The sequence below is a fragment of the Cupriavidus sp. 22TCCZM01-5 genome, from assembly GCF_057798915.1.
Window position 1 is genome coordinate 75,133 of sequence record NZ_JBYOJR010000007.1, and the last position, 18,636, is coordinate 93,768.

Here is an 18,636-nt window from a genome sequence, read left to right on the forward strand (position 1 = left end):
CAAAGAAGAAGGAATCCAGAACCATGATCCAGACCCAGCTCTATATTGACGGCCAGTGGCGGTCGCCACTCGAAGGCGGCACGCGCGACATCCTCAACCCCGCCGACGAAGCCGTGATCGCCCAGGCCGCCGAGGGTACCCGCGCCGATGCCCGGCTGGCCATTGCCGCCGCCCGCCAGGCCTTCGACGGCCCGTGGCGGCAGACCAGCATCCGCGACCGCGCCAAACTGCTGAACAACATCGCCGGACTGATCGATCGCGACGCGGAGGAACTCGCCCGTCTCGAATCGCTGAACACCGGCAAGACGCTCACCGAAAGCCGCACCGATATGGGCGACATCGCCGCCACGTTCCGCTACTTTGCGGGACTGGTGGCCTCGGAGTCCGGCGCCGTGAACGAGGCGCCGCACCATGTCATCAGCCGCACGCTGCGCGAGCCGGTCGGCGTATGCGGCCTGATCACGCCGTGGAACTACCCGCTGCTGCAGGCCGCGTGGAAGATCGCCCCGGCACTCGGCGCGGGCAATACCGTCATCATCAAGCCGAGCAACCTGACGCCGCTGACCACGCACCATTTCACGAAGCTGATCGCCGAACTGGATCTGCCGGCCGGCGTCTTCAACCTCGTTACGGGCGGCGCCGAAGTGGGCGCCGAGCTGGCCGAGAGCCGCGACGTCGACCTGGTCTCGTTCACCGGCGGTGCCTTCGCGGGCGAAAGCATCATGAAGGCCGCGACCGGCAACTTCAAGCGCATCGGCCTGGAGCTGGGCGGCAAGAACCCGAACATCGTCTTCGCCGATGCCGACCTCGACGTGGCCGTCGACTATGCGCTGAACGCCGCTTTCTTCCATGCGGGCCAGGTCTGCTCGGCAGGCTCGCGCCTGATGATCGAAGACAGCATCTACGATGCCTTCGTGGCAAAGCTGGCCGAGCGCCTGCCACGCATCGCGATCGGCAATGGCTTCCACGCCGAGACGCAGATGGGGCCGGTCCAGTCGGCCCAGCAGCACGAGAAGATCCTGCGCATGGTGCAGGCAGGCGTCGCGGAAGGTGCCCGGCTGGTCCACGGCGGCAAACGGCCCGAAGGTGACGTATACCGGAAGGGCTACTGGCTGCAGCCGACCCTGCTCGCCGACGTGACCGCCGACATGAACATCGCGAAGGAAGAGATCTTCGGCCCCGTGATTACCGCGGAACGCTTCCGCTCCGAGGACGAAGCGCTGCGTGCCGCCAACGACACGCCGTATGGCCTCGCCGCCGCGGTCTGGACGCGCGATCTCGACAAGGCCAACCGCATGTCGCGCGCGCTGCGCTTCGGCACGGTCTGGGTGAACGACTACCATCCGTACTTCCCGGAAGCACCGTGGGGCGGCTACAAGGCGAGCGGCATCGGCCGCGAGCTGGCGCGCATCGGCCTGGACGAGTACACCGAACTGAAGCACAGCTATATCAACCTCGCACCGAAGGCGATGGGGTGGTTCGGCGCGTAAGCGCCGGTATCGCCTACATCACTCATCAGGAGGAGACAGCTCGATGAGCGCAATCCACGAATACGACTACATCATCGTCGGCGCCGGGTCGGCGGGCTGCGTGCTGGCCACGCGGCTCACCGAGGATGCCGACGTGACGGTGCTGCTGCTCGAAGCGGGCGGCCCGGACTGGCGGCTCGACTGGCGCACGCAGATGCCGGCAGCACTGGCCTACCCGCTGCAGGGCACCACCTACAACTGGGCCTACGTCACCGAGCCGGAGCCGCATATGAACGGCCGCCGCATGACGCAGGGCCGTGGCAAGGGCCTGGGCGGCTCATCGCTGATCAACGGCATGGTCTATATCCGCGGCAATGCGATGGACTATGACGGCTGGTCGGCGAACAAGTCGCTGGAGAACTGGAGCTACGCCGACTGCCTGCCCTACTTCCGCAAGGCGGAAACCTACGACAAGGGCGCCAACGACTACCACGGCGGCAACGGCCCGCTGCATGTCACCACGCCCAAGGCCGGCATCAGCCCGCTGTTCGACGCCTTCATCGCGGCCGGCGAGCAGGCCGGCTACGCCCGCACGGACGACCTGAACGGCTACCGCCAGGAAGGCTTCGGCCCGATGGATCGCACAACCACCGCGAAGGGCCGCCGCTGCAGCACGTCGCTCGCCTATCTCGACCAGGCGAAGGACCGTCCGAACCTCACGGTGCACACCCGCGCGCTGGCCGACCGCGTACTGTTCGACGGTACCCGCGCCACCGGCGTCTGTTACATCCAGGGTGATTACGTGCGCGAAGCGCGCGCGCGCCGCGAAATCATCGTCAGCAACGGTGCCATCGCCTCGCCGCAACTGCTGCTGCGCTCCGGCGTGGGCAATGCCGACGAACTGCGCGTGCTCGGCGTCGACCCGGTCATCGACCTGAAGGGCGTGGGCGAGAACCTGCAGGACCACCTGGAGATGTACCTCCAGTACGAATGCACCAAGCCGGTATCGCTGTACCCCTCGCTGAAATGGTGGAACAAGCCGGGCATCGGCATCGAATGGTACCTGCGCGGCACCGGCGTCGCGGCGTCGAACCACTTCGAGGCGGGCGGCTTCATCCGCAGCAGCGACGAGTTCGACTTCCCGAACCTGCAGTACCACTTCATCCCGTTGGCGATGAACTATGACGGCAGCAACCCGGTCCAGTCGCACGGTTTCCAGTGCCACGTGGGCTCGATGCGTTCGCCGAGCACCGGCTTCGTCAAGCTGGCCAGCCGCGACCCGCGCGTGAAACCGCACCTGCTGTTCAACTACATGGCGCACGACGTGGACTGGCGCGAGTTCCGCGCCGGCGTGCGCCTGACGCGCGAGATCATCGCCCAGCAAGCCATGGACCAGTTCCGCGGCCGCGAGATCAAGCCCGGCATGATGATCCAGTCCGACGCCGAGATCGATGCCTTCGTGCGCGAACACGCCGAGACCGCACTGCATCCGTCCTGCACCTGCAAGATGGGCGACGCGTCGGACCCGATGGCGGTGGTCGACAACCAGGGCCGCGTGCATGGGCTGTCCGGCCTGCGCGTGGTCGATGCGTCGATCATGCCGAAGATCGTCACCGGCAACCTCAACGCGCCGACGATCATGATGGCCGAGAAGCTGGCCGACGTGATTCGTGGACGGGCACCGTTGCAGCGCTCGAACGCGCCTTACTACAAGGCGACGCCGATCCGCGGACAGGCGGCAAACCCGCCCGGGGCACAGGTGCGGACGGCGGCGATGCCCATGTTCGCGCCAGCCTGACGACGGCGCGACGCCGGCGGGAATCAACCCGCATCTCCTCTGACGAACGATGACACCGGGACCGACGGTCCCGGAGGACACCGCACGCCCGGAGGCAGCGTCGCGCCCCTGCGCATCGCCCCTGGCGATCCACATCCACCCATATGACAAAGGCCGGCCAGCCCCTACGACACAAGCAAGGACCGGCCAAGGGGAGACATTGATGCTGTGCAAGCGTTTTGCAGTACGCCACAAGCCTTGCCTGGCCGCCGCCACCGGCGCGCTGCTGCTGTGCCAGGCCGTCGCCGCGCATGCCCAATCCGGCAGCGGGGAGACGACGGTCGCCGCCGCACCCGTGCCGCAGGTCACGGCCACCGTACCGCCGGAACAGGCGGCCTCGCCCTCACCGCTCAGCGCCAACATGACGCTGACCTCGCAGTACGTCTCGCGCGGCTTCCGCCAGACCTGGGGCAAGCCCGCGGTGCAGGGCGGCGTCGACTACGCCCACCCGAGTGGCTGGTCCGCCGGCACGTGGATGTCGACGGTCAGCGACAAGTTCATCGAAGGCGGCACCGTCGAGTGGGACCTCTACGGCGGCTACACCGGCACCATCGGCGACTTCGTCTATGCGGGCCAGATCTACTACTACCTCTACCCGGGTGCGAAGCTGCAGTCCGCGCAGACCAAGTACAACTACGGGGAAGCCGTGGCCTCGCTGACGTACAAGTGGCTCAACGTCAAGTACTGGCTGACCTATACGCCCGACTACTTCGGCTACAACAGCGCCTCCATCGGCACCGGCAACGACCTGCACAGCCGCGGCTCGGGCTACCTCGACATCAACGGCACCTTCGAGCTCGGCTACGGCGTCTCGCTGCTGCTGCACTACGGACAGGAGCGCGTGCGCAACTTCGCCGCCTACGGCTTCCGCGACGTGCGCGTAGCGCTCTCCAAGGCCTTCGACGGCGGCTGGACTCTCACCGGCGCCTATACGCGCGGCTGGGGGCGCTCCGACGTCTACGACCACTACACCACCGGCGCACTGGATTCGGCGGGCAACCCGTCTGTCTCGAATCCACTGGAAAACACCTTCCTGGTCTCGCTGACCAAGACGTTCTGACGCGCCCCCGCTGCTTTCACCGCCTCAACCAACTCAAACCATGGCTTCCCTGGGTCTTACCGATGCAACCGGTCTTGTCGGCGTCGCCGCCTACGTTGCCGCGCACTTCGCCGTGCAGGTCCTGCACAAATCGCCAACCGGCAGGCTGGCCGTCGCCCTCAATGTCATCGGGCCGGTCTGCATCCTGGTCTCGCTCACGGATGCCTTCAACCTCGCTTCCTTCCTGACGCAGTGCTTCTGGCTCGGCCTGACGCTGCTCGGCTGGTGGCGCAACCGCCGCAAAAGCCGCCGGGCGGCTACGCCTGCGGGGAAGCCGGTACGCGAGGCATCCCGCAGGGCAGCCTCGCAGCACAACGTCTAGAGCACTTCATCACCCCCACGCCATGGGGGAAACGATGTTTCACGACATGGCAACCCCGGAATGACAACAGGAGACAACGATGAGAACTGCCCCCACAATCCCCCTCATACGTTTCCAGGCCGTCCCCCATATCGGCTCCCCTTAAAGAAGTGCCTCCTACGCCTCCGGCGTCCCACAAAAGGCACCCACAGCCCAGACGGCAGACCGTGACGGAGCCAGCTCCGCACAAACGGCAACCTGGAAACAAGGAGACAACGTGTTTTCACAGAAAGATGTACTTTCGATCGGCGCGGACGCGCCGGCCGCTTCATCCGCCCCTTCGTATCAACATCATGAACTGCAGCGCACGCTGACCTGGAAGGATGCCTTCTGGGTCACCAGCGGCGTGCCCGCGGGCGTGCTCTTCACCATCGGCGGCGTATCGGCCACGATCGGCAACCCGGCGTGGGTCATCTGGATCCTCGCGATCCTGGTCGGCTTCGCGCAGAGCTTCGTCTACGCGGAGATCTCCGGCCTGTATCCGCACAAGTCGGGCGGCGCGTCGGTCTACGGCGCGCTCGGCTGGGTGCGATACAGCAAGTTCGTTGCACCGGTGTCGGTGTGGTGCAACTGGATCGCGTGGTCGCCAATGCTGGCGCTCGGCACCAGTCTCGCGGCCGGCTACATGCTCAGTTGCCTGTTCCCGCCCGACTCGGTGATCAACACGTGGCAGCTCACGCTGGTCGACCTGGACTTCATCAGCAAGGGCCTGACGCTGCGGGTGAACTCGACCTTCGTGCTCGCCACCGCATTCCTGCTCGTTACCTTCAAGCTTCAGCACAGCGGCGCCTCGGCCGCGGCGACCACGCAGCGCATCCTGGGCATTGCGTCGCTGACGCCGCTGGTGGTCATCGCGCTGGTGCCGATGTTCACGGGCGACATGCCATCGACGAGCTTCATGCCCCTGCTGCCGCTGACCCACGACACTTCCGGTGCCGCCGTGCTCGGCAGCTGGAATGCGGCCGGCATCAGCACCGCGATGGGCGCGATGTTCCTCGCCTGCTGGTCGACCTTCGGCTTCGAGACTGCGGTCTGCTACACCCGCGAGTTCAAGGATCCGCAGAAGGACACCTTCCGTGCGATCTTCTGGTCCGGCGTGCTGTGCCTGTTCATGTTCATCGCGGTACCGATTGCGTTCCAGGGTTCGCTGGGCCTGCATGGCATGCTGGAGCCGTCCATCGTCGACGGCACCGGCGTGGGCGCGGCCATGGCGAAATTCGTGGGCGGTGGCGCGGTGGTGTTCAACGTGATCGTGGTGATGCTGGTGCTCGCGATCCTGCTGATCGTGATGACCTCCATGATGGGCTCGTCGCGCACGCTGTACCAGGCCTCGGTCGACGGCTGGCTGCCGCGCTACCTTTCGCACGTCAACGAGCACGGCTCCCCGACCCGCGCCATGTGGACGGACCTGGTGTTCAACCTGTTCCTGCTGCTCATGTCGAACTACATGGCGGTGCTGTCCATCTCGAACGTCTGCTACATGATCTTCGTGTTCCTGAACCTGCAGTCGGGATGGATTCACCGCCTGGACCGCGCCGAATGGCCGCGCCCATACAAATGCAAGAACTGGCTGCTGGCGCTCGGCGCGATCTGCGGCTTCTTCGACCTGGCCTTCGTCGGCGCCGGCGCCAACTTCCAGGGCGAGAACACGCTGCGCAATGGCCTGATCGCCACGTTCCTGATCGTGCCGGTGTTCGTGTACCGCCATTACGTGCAGGACAAGGGCCGCTTTCCCGAGTCGATGCGCCGGGACATGGAACTTCCCCATGCCCGCGCCGCGTGGCTGCCCTACGCCGCCCTGGTCGCCGGCGCGCTGGTGGTCTGGCTGGCTGCCAAGCTGACGGTCATTAGCTGATCCCGGCCCGACGCCCTCCGCCCACGAGGACCGGCACCCCGCCGGTCCTCCCTCCCTACTTGCATTCCCGAGGTTCCCAATGAACGACACCCTCCGCGTGCGCGTCGGCCGCATCGAGCAACTTGCCGCCGGCATCAAGCGTTTCACCTTGCAGCCATGCGACGGCGACGCGCTGCCCGCCTTCGAGAGCGGCAGCCACATCGTCGTCCACATGGACAACGGCCGCTACCGCAACGCCTATTCCCTGACCAGCGCTCTCAACGACGACAGCCGCTACCAGATCAGCGTCCGGCTCGAGGAAGCCTCGCGCGGCGGCTCCCGCTTTCTGCACGAGTCCGTGCGCGAGCACGACGAGCTGGAGATCGGTCGCCCAGGCAACCTGTTTGCCCTGCACCAGGGCGCCGGCAAGCACCTGCTGATCGCCGGCGGCATCGGTATCACGCCGTTCATGACGCATATCCAGACGCTCAAGCGCCAGGGCGCCGCTTTCGAGCTGCACTACTGCTTCCGCAACCGCGCCAGCGCCGCGTTTCTCGACACGCTGCCAGCCATGCTGAGCCCGGGCCAATGGCATCAATACGAGAGCGACACCGGCGTCCAGCTCGACATCGCCGTTCTGATTGCCAACCAGCCGGCGGACGCCCACGTCTACGTCTGTGGCCCGTCCGCGCTCAACGACGCCGTCATCAATGCTGCCCGGGCCGCCGGCTGGGACGCTTCGCGCATTCACTTCGAGCAGTTCCGCAACGAGGTCGATGCGACTGGCGGAGCCTTCGAGGTGACGCTGCGCAAGAGCGGACTGACCCTGCAGGTCGGCCCCGACGACACGCTCCTGCGCGTGATCGAGAAGGCCGGCGTCAAGGTGGAATGCATGTGCCGTGAAGGAATCTGCGGGACCTGCGAGACGGCCATTATCGAAGGCGAAGCGGACCACCGCGACAACTACCTCTGCGACGAGGAAAAGGCTGCGCAGAAGACGATCATGCTATGCGTGTCGCGCAGCAAGGCGCAGCGGCTGGTCCTGGATCTCTGAGCCTCGTCCGGCCGTCGCTCGCCTTCGGGCACGATCTGCCGAAGGCGGCAAACCAGGGCAAGCGTGCGCCGCGCAACCAGCGATGCTTGCCTGGTTTGCCATCCTTCCAGATGCTGCTCCCCCCTCCCTCTCCTTGCCGGCCGCCCCCTACACCACCTAGAGTATTCGTAGACATGCAGTACGAACCGCCCCTCCGATTTCCCCCGATGACAAGGAGTAACCGCATGACTACCCCTCCCAACCCATTCACGGACTTCACCAAGATGCTCGAGCAATTCCAGCTTCCCGGCATGGACATGGGCGCCGTGATGGAAGCACGGCGCAAGGACATCGAGGCGCTTGGCGAAGCGAACAAGCTCGCCTATGAGGGCATGCAGGCCCTGATGCAGAAGCAGGCCGAGATCTTCAGCCAGGCCATGCAGCAGATCCAGTCCGCGGCGCAGCAGATGACAGCCGGCGGCAACCCGGCGGAGGCCATGACCAGGCAGAACGAGTTCGTGCAGAAGGCGCTGCACCAGGCCCTGGAGAACATGCGCGAACTGGCAGAGATGGCCCGCAAGTCGCAAGCCGACGCCATGGCCGTGATCGGCAACCGTGCCCAGCAGAACCTGCAGGAGGCGGGCAGCCTGCTCAAGCCGAAGTCAAGCTGAGCCGAGCTTGGCGGGACCCGCGAGCGACAGGCTCGCCAGGGTCCCGCACCGCATCCGGCATGAGCGCGGCGCGCCAGGCATTGGCCGCCGTGCTGAATGACGCGTGATCGCCTCGCTGCCCACGCCGCCGCGCAGCGTGCGAAGCCCGATGTCTGGCGACGACTTCCCCACAGTCCTGTAGTCCTGCTCCACGCCATGGTGGCGGCGCGCCGGTTTTGTCGACCCGGCTGTCCTGCGGCCCTTGCGCACCCGCTGCGTTCGATCCTGGCGGTGACCGCGCCCTGCGTCCCGCAGCAGCGCGGCCGGTCCGGAACGCCTTGATTTTTATCAAGAAGCAGGGGCCGCAAGATCATTACAGTAATGTTGTAGTTAATTACCGGAAAACGCAAATGAGCGCCCCAGTCCTTGTATACGCCGTCGCCTTCCTTGCCATCCCGGCCATCGTCTCCGTTGTCCTGACCCGCGCCGCACTGCGGCGTGTGCCCAAGCGCGCGCCGCGGCGCGTCCCGATCCAGACCCGCCGCAGGCCACAGGACCCGTCGCTCCGAGGCTGAGCGATGGGTGCAGTGCTTCCCAGACGATCCGCCCGCACACTCCGGCAGCCACTGCCACCCCGAAACTCCCCGCCACGGCCGGCTGCCGCCACGGTAGCCGCCTTGGCCATGGCATTGTCCGCCTGCGTGTCGATGGCGCCGCCGCTGGAACGGCCCGCCGCGCCAGTCCCCGCCACCTATGCCGGCGCGGAAGCCGGCGCCACGCTGCCCTCGCCCGCCGCCGCGACCGCCTGGGGCGATTTCTTCGCCGACCCGGCGCTGCGGGCGCTGATCGACCAGGCCCTGGCCAATAGCCGCGACCTGCGTGCGGCGGTGCTGCGCGTCGAAGAGGCGCAAGCACTGTACGGCATCCAGCGCTCGGAACAGTTTCCGACCATCGGCGTAAGCGCCAGCGCCACGCGCTCGCGCACGCCGGGTGACTTCAGCCCCACCGGGCGCCCGCTGACCCTGAACGATTTCGAGGCCGGTGTCGGCATGAATGCGTGGGAGCTCGACTTCTGGGGCCGCGTGCGCAGCCTGAAGGACGCCGCGCTCGAGAACTACCTGGCCACCGATGCCGCGCGCGAAGCGGCCACCGTCAGCCTGATCGGCCAGGTCGCCAACGGCTACCTGGTGCTGCGCGAGCTGGACGAGCGCATCGAACTCACGGACCAGACCATTGCCTCGCGCGCGGAGTCGCTGCGCATCTTCCGGCGGCGCTACGAAATGGGCTCGACCTCCAAGTTCGACCTGACGCAGGTAGAAGCCCTGTGGCGCCAGGCGAGCACGCTTGGTTCGCAACTGCGGCAGGAACGCGCGGCGCAGGCCAATGCGCTGGCGCTGCTGGTCGGCGCGCCGGTGGCCCTGCCCCCGCTGTCCCCGCAGAGCGGCCGCTTCGACGACAGTATCGTGCTGCGCGACATGGCGCCCGGGCTGCCTTCCGAACTGCTGACCAACCGCCCCGACATCGTCGCCGCGGAACACCAGCTTGCCGCCGCCAACGCGAATATCGGCGCCGCGCGCGCCGCGTTTTTCCCGCGCATCACGCTGACCGGCACCTTCGGTACGGCCAGTGTGGAACTGGACAATCTGTTCACCGGCCCCAGCCGCGCCTGGAGCTTCGGCCCGTCGCTGTCCGTGCCGATCTTCGATGCCGGGCGCAACCGCAACAACCTGAAGCTGGCCGAGGTGCGGCGCGACCAGGCCATCGTCCAGTACGAGAAGACCATCCAGGCCGCCTTCCGCGATGTCTCGGACGCGCTTTCCGCGCGCGAGCGCCTGGCCGAACAGGTCACCGACCTGCAGGCCACGCTGGAGCTTCAGGCCGAACGCGAGCGGCTGGCGAGGCTGCGCTACGACAACGGCGCCACGCCCTACCTGGAAGTGCTGGATGCCCAGCGCGACCTGCTGGGCGCGCAGCAGCTGCTGGTGCAGACCCGCCGCGCACTGCTGTCGAGCCGCGTCGCCCTTTACACCGCGCTGGGCGGCGGCACGCGCGTCTACGCTAACGAGACTGCCGAGACTGCCGGCATGCCCGCGCCGCTCCCATTCCCAGGCAAGCCATCATGAGATTCCCTGCCAGCAAGCTGATTCCCTTCGCCGCCGTGGCGCTGGCCGTCGCGGCAGGCGTGTATGGCTGGAATGCCATGCGCGAAACCGGTCCCGGCCCGGGCTTCGCCAGCGGCAACGGCCGCATCGAGGCCACCCAGATCGACGTGGCGACCAAGCTCGCCGGACGCATCGACACCATCCTCGTCAATGAAGGCGATTTCGTTGCCGCCGGCGCGCCGCTCGCGCGCATGCAGGTCCAGGTGCTCGAAGCGCAGCGCGACGAGGCGCGCGCGCAGGAACAACAGGCGGTCAATACCGCCGCCAGCGCGCAAGCGCAGGTTGCCGTGCGCGAAAGCGACAAGGCCGCGGCCCAGGCGGTCGTGGCGCAGCGCGAGAGCGAACTGGACGCGGCCCAGCGCCGCCTGTCGCGTTCGAGCACGCTGTCGCGCGAAGGCGCCTCGTCGATCCAGGAACTCGACGATGACCGCGCGCGCGTGCGCAGCGCCCAGGCGGCCGTGGCGGCGTCGAAGGCGCAGGTGGCCGCCGCGCAGGCCGCCATCGAGGCGGCGCGCGCGCAGCTCGTCGGCACACGCTCGGCCATCATCGCGGCCAAGGCCACCGTGGCGCGCATCGAGGCGGACATCGCCGACAGCCAGCTCACCTCGCCGCGCGACGCGCGCGTGCAGTACCGCATCGCCCAGCCCGGCGAAGTGCTCGGCGCTGGCGGCAAGGTGCTGAACCTGGTCGACCTGTCGGATGTGTACATGACCCTCTTCCTGCCCGCGACCGTGGCCGGCCGCGTGCCACTGGGGGCCGAGGCGCGCATCCTGCTCGATGCCGCGCCCGGCTACGTGATCCCCGCCACGGTCTCGTTCGTGGCCAGCACCGCGCAGTTCACGCCCAAGACTGTCGAGACGGCCAGCGAGCGCGAGAAGCTGATGTTCCGCGTCAAGGCCCAGATCGACCGTGAACTGCTCAGGAAGCACCTCAAGCAGGTCAAGACCGGCGTGCCCGGCGTGGCGTGGGTCAAGCTCGACCCGAAGGCGGAATGGCCGGCCAACCTGGCGGTGAAGGTGCCGCAGTAGCCATGGATGCCGCCCTGCCCCCGGTCGCCCGGCTCGCCGGCGTCAGCCTGAAGTACGGCAAGACGGTGGCGCTGGACGGCATCGGCCTCGACCTGCCGGCGGGCCGCATGATCGGGCTGATCGGCCCCGACGGCGTGGGCAAGTCGAGCCTGCTGTCGCTGCTGTCCGGCGCGCGCGCGGTACAGGAAGGCGTGGTGGAAACCTTCGGCGGCGACATGCGCAGCCGCAAGCACCGCGACGCCGTCTGCCCGCGCATCGCCTACATGCCGCAGGGCCTCGGCAAGAACCTTTATCCGACGCTGTCGGTGGAAGAAAACCTGCACTTCTTCGGGCGCCTGTTCGGGCATGACGACGCCGAGCGCCGCCGGCGCATCGACGACCTGACGCGCAGCACGGGCCTGCACCCGTTCCTGGCCCGCCCGGCCGGCAAGCTGTCCGGCGGCATGAAGCAGAAGCTCGGGCTGTGCTGCGCACTGATCCACGACCCCGACCTGCTGATCCTGGACGAGCCGACCACCGGCGTGGATCCGCTCGCACGCGCGCAGTTCTGGGAGCTGATCGGCCGCATCCGCACCACGCGCCCCGCCATGAGCGTGATCGTCGCCACGGCCTATATGGACGAGGCACAGCGCTTCGACTGGCTGGTGGCCATGGATGCCGGCCGGGTGCTCGATACCGGCACCCCCGCCGAACTGCTCGCGCGTACCGGCACCACATCGCTCGAAGCTGCGTTCATCGCGCTGCTGCCGGAATCGCGACGGCGCGGGCACACCGAAGTCACCATCACGCCGCTGGAAGCTGGCGACGAAGCGGACATCGCCATCGAGGCCAGGGACCTCACCATGCGCTTCGGCGATTTCGTCGCCGTGGACAAGGTCAGCTTCCGCATCCGCCGAGGCGAGATCTTCGGCTTCCTGGGCTCCAACGGCTGCGGCAAGTCCACCACGATGAAGATGCTGACCGGCCTCTTGCCGGCCAGCGAAGGCCAGGCCTGGCTGTTCGGCCATGAGATCGATCCGAAGGATATCGATACCCGCAAGCGCGTGGGCTATATGTCGCAGGCGTTCTCGCTGTATGGCGAACTGACTGTGCGGCAGAACCTGGAACTGCATGCACGGCTGTTCGCGGTGCCGGCCGCGGAAATCCCCGCGCGCGTCGCCGACATGGTGGAGCGCTTTGCGCTGTCCGACGTGCTCGACACGCTCCCGGCCAACCTGCCGCTGGGCATCCGCCAGCGACTGTCGCTGGCCGTGGCGATGGTGCACAGGCCGGAACTCCTGATCCTGGACGAACCGACTTCCGGCGTGGACCCGGTCGCCCGCGACAGCTTCTGGCGGCTGCTGATCGGCCTGTCGCGCAACGAGCGCGTGACCATCTTCATCTCCACGCACTTCATGAACGAGGCCGAGCGCTGCGACCGCATCTCGCTGATGCACGCCGGCCGCGTGCTGGTCAGCGACACGCCGGCAGACCTCGTGCGCCGGCGCAACGCCGCGACGCTGGAAGAGGCATTCATCGCCTACCTGACCGATGCGAGCGCGCCGGCGCCGGCCGAAGTACCGGCCGAAGCCCCCGCCAGGGCCGCGCCGCCCGCGATCAGCGCCGCGCCCGCCGCGCAGCGCCGGCGCTTCAGCCTGCAGCGCGCGTTCACCTATATGTGGCGCGAAGCGCTCGAACTGCGCCGCGACCCGGTGCGCGCCACGCTCGCGCTGGTCGGCTCGCTGGTGCTGCTGTTCGCGATGGGGTACGGCATCGGCATGGACGTGGAAGACCTGCGCTTTGCCGTGCTCGACCACGACCAGACCGTGCTGAGCCAGGACTATGCGCTGAACCTGTCGGGGTCACGCTATTTCATCGAGCGCCCGCCGGTCACGGACTACACCGACCTGGACCGGCGCCTGCGCAGCGGCGAACTGGCGCTGGCCATCGAGATTCCGCCCGGCTTCGCGCGCGACGTGCAGCGCGGCGCGCGGGCGCAGGTCGGCGTGTGGATCGACGGCTCCATGCCGTCGCGCGCGGAAACCGTGCAGGGCTATGCGCAGGGCATGCACCAGGGCTGGCTGCTCGACCAGATGCGCCACCGCTACGGGCAGGACGCCGTGAGCGCCGCCACGCTGGAAACGCGCTTTCGCTACAACCCTGACGTGAAGAGCCTGCCCGCGATGGTGCCGGCGGTGATCCCGCTGCTGCTGCTGATGCTGCCGGCCATGCTGACCGCGCTTGCCGTGGTGCGGGAAAAGGAGCTCGGCTCCATCACCAACCTGTACGTGACGCCGGTCACGCGCACGGAATTCCTGCTGGGCAAGCAATTGCCCTACGTGGCACTGGCCATGTTCAACTTCCTGCTGATGGCCTTGCTGGCGGTCACCGTGTTCGGCGTGCCGGTCAAGGGCAGTTTCCCGACGCTGACGCTCGCCGCGCTGATCTATGCGTTCTGCGCCACCGGCATCGGCATGCTGGCCTCCACGTTCACGCGCAGCCAGATCGCCGCGATGTTCTTCGCGATTATCGGCACCATGATCCCGGCCGTGCAGTTCTGCGGCATGCTGGTGCCCGTGTCGTCGCTGGAAGGATCCGCGCGGCTGGCCGGCCTGGCCTACCCGGCCACGCACATGCTTACCATCAGCCGTGGCGTATTCAACAAGGCACTGGGGCTGCATGACCTGGGCGCATCGTTCTGGCCAATGCTCGTCGCCGTGCCGGTGATCTTCGCCGCCACCGCGGCGCTGCTGAAAAAGCAGGAGCGCTGACCATGCGGCACCTGGCCACTATCTACCGCCTCGGCATCAAGGAACTCTGGAGCCTGGTGCGCGACCCGACCATGCTGGTGCTGATCTTCTACGTCTTCAGCGTGTCGGTCTACAGCGGCGCCACGGCCGTGCCGGAAACGCTGCACATGGCGCCCATCGCGGTGGTCAACGAAGATGCGTCGCCGCTGGCCGAGCGCATCGTCTCCGCGTTCTATCCGCCCCAGTTCGCGCCGCCGCGGCCGATCTCGCCCGCGCAGATGGACAAGGGCATGGACGCGGGCGACTATACCTTCACGCTGGACATCCCACCCAACTTCCAGCGCGACGTGCTGGCCGGCCGCGCGCCCGCCGTGCAGCTCAACGTGGATGCCACGCGCATGACCCAGGCGTTCAGCGGCAGCGGCTATATCCAGCGCATCTTCACCGACGAAGTGAACGAGTTCGTGCAGCGATACCGGGGCGTCGCCACCCCGCCGGTGGACCTTGCGCTGCGCGCGCGCTTCAACCCGAACCTGACGCAGTCATGGTTCGGCGGGCTCACGCAGATCATCAACAACGTCACGATGCTGTCGATCATCCTGACCGGCGCCGCGCTGATCCGCGAACGCGAGCACGGCACCATCGAGCATTTGCTGGTAATGCCGGTCACGCCGACCGAGATCATGCTGGCCAAGGTGTGGTCGATGGGGCTGGTGGTGATGATGGCCGCCATGCTGTCGCTGGTGGTGGTGGTGCGCGGCGCGCTGCAAGTGCCGATCGAGGGCTCGCTGCTGCTATTCATGGCGGGGGTGGCGCTGCACCTGTTCGCCACGACGGCAATGGGCATCTTCCTGGCGACCGTGGCACGCAATATGCCGCAATTCGGCATGCTGATGGTGCTGGTCCTGCTGCCGCTGCAGATGCTCTCGGGCGGCAACACGCCGCGCGAAAGCATGCCACAGATCGTGCAGGACATCATGCTGGCGGCGCCCACCACGCATTTCGTCTCGCTCGGGCAAGCCATCCTGTTTCGCGGCGCGGGGCTGGATGTGGTCTGGAAGCCGTTCCTGGCGCTGCTGGGGATCGGGACGGTGTTGTTTGCGCTGTCGTTGAACCGGTTCCGGAAGACGATCAGCCAGATGGCGTGAGGCGCTGGAGAAGGCAGGCTCACGCGGCGGACGTATGGTGAATCGCCTGGGTCCGCTCCCCCTTGTCAGCGCAAGAGGCCAGCGAACCGCCAGGGGCTTTGATGCGGCAAATGGTCAGACCAGGCCGGTCATGTAGTAGACCAGGATGACGAAGAACACCGCCATCGTCTTGATCATGGTGACGGCGAAGATGTCGCGATAGGACTCGCGGTGCGTAAGGCCGGTCACGGCCAGCAGCGTAATCACCGCACCGTTGTGCGGCAGCGTGTCCATGCCGCCGCTGGCCATCGACACCACGCGGTGCAGCACCTCCAGCGGGATGCCGGCCGCCTGCGCGCCCTGGATGAAGGTGTCGCCCATGGCTGCCAGCGCAATGCTCATGCCGCCCGACGCCGAACCGGTGATGCCGGCCAGCGCGCTCACCGAGACCGCCGCGTTGACCAGCGGATTGGGAATGGCACGCAGCGCGTCGCCCACCACCAGGAAGCCCGGCAGCGCGGCGATGACGCCACCGAAGCCGTATTCCGATGCGGTGTTCATGGCTGCCAGCAGCGCGCCGCCCACGGCGGTCTTGCTGCCTTCGGCAAAGCGCTGGCGCACGGTGCCGAACGCGGTCACCACCACCAGCAGGATGCCCAGCAGCAGCGCGCCCTCCACCGCCCAGATCGCAACCACAGAGGCGGTCGGGATGGTCACCGGCTTGGCCAGCCCCGGCAGTTCCAGCGCGCTGGTGGCGCCGTACCACTGCGGGATCTTGCGCGTCAGCACAAAGTTGGCAACACCCACCAGCACCAACGGCGCAAGGGCCAGCAGCGGGCTGGGCAACTGGGCCGTCTCCACCGGTTCCGGCTCATTCAGCAGCGACGTGCCATAGCCCTCGCCCTTCGCCATCGCGGCGCGGCGGCGCCATTCCAGGTAGCCCAGGCCGACCACGATGATGAACAGCGCACCGGCCACGCCAAGGACGGGGGCCGCCCATGCGGTGGTCTTGAAGAAGGTGGTCGGGATGATGTTCTGGATCTGCGGCGTACCGGGCAGCGAATCCATCGTGAACGAGAACGCGCCCAGCGCGATCGCACCCGGCATCAGCCGCTTCGGGATATTGCTCTGCCGGTACAGTTCGGCCGCGAACGGATAGACCGCGAACACGACCACGAACAGCGACACGCCGCCATAGGTCAGCAGCGCGCACACGGCAACGATCACCGCGTTCGCGCGCGAGCTGCCGATATAGCGGATGGCGGCCGCGACGATCGAGCGCGAGTAGCCGGACAGCTCGATCACCTTGCCGAACACGGCGCCAAGCAGGAACACCGGGAAATAGAGTTTCACGAAACCGACCATCTTCTCCATGAAGATGCCGGTAAAGGCTGGCGCCACGGCCGACGGCTCGGTCAGCAGCACGGCGCCGAGCGCGGCCAGCGGGGCGAACAGGATGACGCTGTAGCCGCGATAGGCGGCAAGCATCAGGAATGCAAGGGCAGCAACGACGATCACAAAGGACATGAAGTCTCCGCGAGGATTGTTCTTGGTCTGGGAAATATAGGCCCCGGCGCCCGAAAGTGCCCTGCCAATTTCATTCGTGACAGGCAGCGCGGCAGGGCCCGCGCATCCGGGGACCGGGTGACTTCGCACGGAGCATGCCAGCATTAAACGTGACGAATATGCCTCTTACAGCCAATTTCCCTGCCGCTTCGACTCTGTCGCGTCTTGATTTCGAGACAGTGTGGGATATCCCGCCCATAAGATCGCGCTCGCTTGTGAGACTATTCGTCTCCAATTCGAGAATAAGAACATGGAAACACTGAGCGAAGCCGGGGACAACGTACTGGGCAACTACGATTCCGTGGCGCGCCGCGCGATGGAGTCGCTGTTCCGCACGTTCGAGAATTTCAGCGAAGGCACCATCGTGGTCGATGTGAACGGCCGCGTGGTGTGGATCAACAAGCGCTATGCGGCGCGCTTCGGCTTTGCCGACCCGCGGGATGCGATCGGGCTCGACTGCGAGCGGGTCATTCCCAACAGCCTGCTGCGCGAGGTGGTGGCAACTGGCAAGCCGATCCTGCTCGACATCATGGAAGCCGCGCGCGAGCCGATGATCGTGATGCGCCTGCCGATCAAGGACGATGACGGCAACACCGTGGGCGCGGTGGGCTTCGCGCTGTTCGACGAACTCAAGGCCCTGACGCCGCTGCTGTCCCACTACACGCGCGCCCGCGACGAGCTGGCCGCGACGCGCCGCACGCTGGAGCAGGCGCGCCGCGCCAAGTACACGTTTGCGAGCTTCGTCGGCAATTCGCCGGCCACGCTGGAGGTCAAGCGCCTGGCGCGCCGTGCGGCGCAGGTCGATGCGCCCGTGCTGCTGCTTGGCGAGACCGGCACGGGCAAGGAACTGCTGGCTCATGCCATCCATGCGGGATCGTTGCGCGCCGACCGGCCATTGGTCACCGTCAACGTCGCGGCGATTCCGGAAGCGCTGCTGGAGGTGGAGTTCTTTGGCGCCGCTCCCGGCGCCTACACCGGCGCGGAGCGCAAGGGACGCGTCGGCAAGTTCGAACTGGCCGATGGCGGCACGCTGTTCCTCGACGAGATCGGCGACATGCCGCTCTCGCTGCAGAGCAAGCTGCTGCGCGCGCTGCAGGACAAGGAAATCGAGCCGATCGGCTCGAACCGCATCATCCGTTCCGATGTGCGCATCATTGCCGCAACCTCGGCTGACCTGCCCGCGCTGGTCGAAGCGGGCAAGTTCCGTGCGGATCTCTACTACCGGCTCAATGTCGTGCCGATCTGCGTGCCGCCGCTGCGGCTGCGCCAAGCGGACTTGCTGCCGCTTGCCTACGCGATCCTCGAAGAAATCTGCAGGCGCACCGAACGCGACGCGCCGGTGCTGTCCGACTGTGCGCTCGCCCTGATGGGCGAACACGACTGGCCAGGCAATGTCCGCGAACTGCGCAACACGCTGGAGCGCCTGGTGATGATGCACGACGGCGGCGAAGTCGATGCGTCGATGCTGGCCCCGCTGCTGGGCCGGCGCGCGGTCACGGCGCCGGCCCCTGCGTCCGCCCCGGTGCCCGCGGCGAGCGATACGCCGGCGCCACCGGGCTACGCCGACGCCATGGCGCAGTACGAGGCTGCCTACCTGTCGCAGGCACTGGCCGCTAGCCGTGGCAACGTACCGCGCGCTGCCGCGGCCATCGGCATCAGCCGCGCGGCGTTCTACAAGAAGCTGGTGGCGCACCGCGCGGCCGGGCGCATGGCGCCGGCCGGGGTGACAGAGGACTGAGGG

The 18,636-nt window shown here is 67.1% G+C and carries 14 protein-coding genes; 13 read left to right on the top strand and 1 reads right to left on the bottom strand.

What is annotated here, in order from left to right:
* Window positions 1–23 precede the first annotated feature (23 nt).
* The 12 genes from AC3FNH_RS09170 (at window position 24) to AC3FNH_RS09225 (ending at window position 15,350) form a co-directional block, all read left to right on the top strand.
* Window positions 24–1,490 carry an aldehyde dehydrogenase family protein gene (locus tag AC3FNH_RS09170; RefSeq protein ID WP_488719829.1) on the top strand — a complete coding sequence of 489 codons (1,467 nt, stop codon included), beginning with the start codon at window positions 24–26 and terminating at the stop codon, window positions 1,488–1,490.
* A 43-nt stretch (window positions 1,491–1,533) separates the two neighbouring features.
* A complete protein-coding gene (gene betA, locus AC3FNH_RS09175) occupies window positions 1,534–3,267 on the top strand; it encodes a choline dehydrogenase (RefSeq protein ID WP_488719830.1) in 1,734 nt (577 codons plus the stop codon).
* Between the two features lie 202 nt (window positions 3,268–3,469).
* The gene (locus AC3FNH_RS09180) at window positions 3,470–4,366 is read left to right on the top strand and encodes a TorF family putative porin (RefSeq protein WP_488719831.1); all 897 of its coding nucleotides are present in this window, start codon (window positions 3,470–3,472) and stop codon (window positions 4,364–4,366) included.
* A 40-nt stretch (window positions 4,367–4,406) separates the two neighbouring features.
* Window positions 4,407–4,727 (top strand): CBU_0592 family membrane protein, encoded by a 321-nt coding sequence (locus AC3FNH_RS09185; RefSeq protein WP_488719832.1) that lies wholly within the window; start codon window positions 4,407–4,409, stop codon window positions 4,725–4,727.
* 283 nt (window positions 4,728–5,010) lie between these two features.
* Window positions 5,011–6,621: a trimethylamine N-oxide permease gene (locus AC3FNH_RS09190; protein WP_488719902.1), complete on the top strand. Its 1,611-nt coding sequence runs from the start codon at window positions 5,011–5,013 to the stop codon at window positions 6,619–6,621.
* Between the two features lie 79 nt (window positions 6,622–6,700).
* Window positions 6,701–7,654 (top strand): PDR/VanB family oxidoreductase, encoded by a 954-nt coding sequence (locus AC3FNH_RS09195; RefSeq protein ID WP_276101073.1) that lies wholly within the window; start codon window positions 6,701–6,703, stop codon window positions 7,652–7,654.
* A 224-nt stretch (window positions 7,655–7,878) separates the two neighbouring features.
* Window positions 7,879–8,304 carry a phasin family protein gene (locus AC3FNH_RS09200; protein WP_276101072.1) on the top strand — a complete coding sequence of 142 codons (426 nt, stop codon included), beginning with the start codon at window positions 7,879–7,881 and terminating at the stop codon, window positions 8,302–8,304.
* A gap of 389 nt (window positions 8,305–8,693) precedes the next feature.
* A complete protein-coding gene (locus AC3FNH_RS09205; RefSeq protein WP_488719833.1) occupies window positions 8,694–8,858 on the top strand; it encodes a hypothetical protein in 165 nt (54 codons plus the stop codon).
* 108 nt (window positions 8,859–8,966) lie between these two features.
* Window positions 8,967–10,406, top strand: coding sequence for an efflux transporter outer membrane subunit (locus tag AC3FNH_RS09210; protein ID WP_488719834.1), 1,440 nt, complete (start codon window positions 8,967–8,969; stop codon window positions 10,404–10,406).
* The gene (locus AC3FNH_RS09215) at window positions 10,403–11,473 is read left to right on the top strand and encodes an HlyD family secretion protein (RefSeq protein ID WP_276101069.1); all 1,071 of its coding nucleotides are present in this window, start codon (window positions 10,403–10,405) and stop codon (window positions 11,471–11,473) included. Before AC3FNH_RS09210 ends, AC3FNH_RS09215 begins: the two co-directional genes overlap by 4 nt.
* Window positions 11,474–11,475: 2 nt before the next feature.
* Window positions 11,476–14,223, top strand: coding sequence for a ribosome-associated ATPase/putative transporter RbbA (gene rbbA / locus AC3FNH_RS09220; protein ID WP_488719835.1), 2,748 nt, complete (start codon window positions 11,476–11,478; stop codon window positions 14,221–14,223).
* Between the two features lie 2 nt (window positions 14,224–14,225).
* Entirely contained in the window at window positions 14,226–15,350 is a 1,125-nt protein-coding gene (locus AC3FNH_RS09225; protein ID WP_488719836.1) for an ABC transporter permease, read from the top strand.
* 114 nt (window positions 15,351–15,464) lie between these two features.
* Here AC3FNH_RS09225 and AC3FNH_RS09230 read toward each other — a convergent pair whose 3' ends face one another.
* Window positions 15,465–16,856, bottom strand: a complete 1,392-nt coding sequence (locus tag AC3FNH_RS09230) for a GntP family permease (RefSeq protein WP_488719837.1) — start codon at window positions 16,854–16,856, stop codon at window positions 15,465–15,467.
* 289 nt (window positions 16,857–17,145) lie between these two features.
* Here AC3FNH_RS09230 and AC3FNH_RS09235 point away from each other — a divergent pair, with 289 nt between their 5' ends.
* Window positions 17,146–18,633 (top strand): sigma-54 interaction domain-containing protein, encoded by a 1,488-nt coding sequence (locus AC3FNH_RS09235; protein WP_276101065.1) that lies wholly within the window; start codon window positions 17,146–17,148, stop codon window positions 18,631–18,633.
* Window positions 18,634–18,636 lie beyond the last annotated feature (3 nt).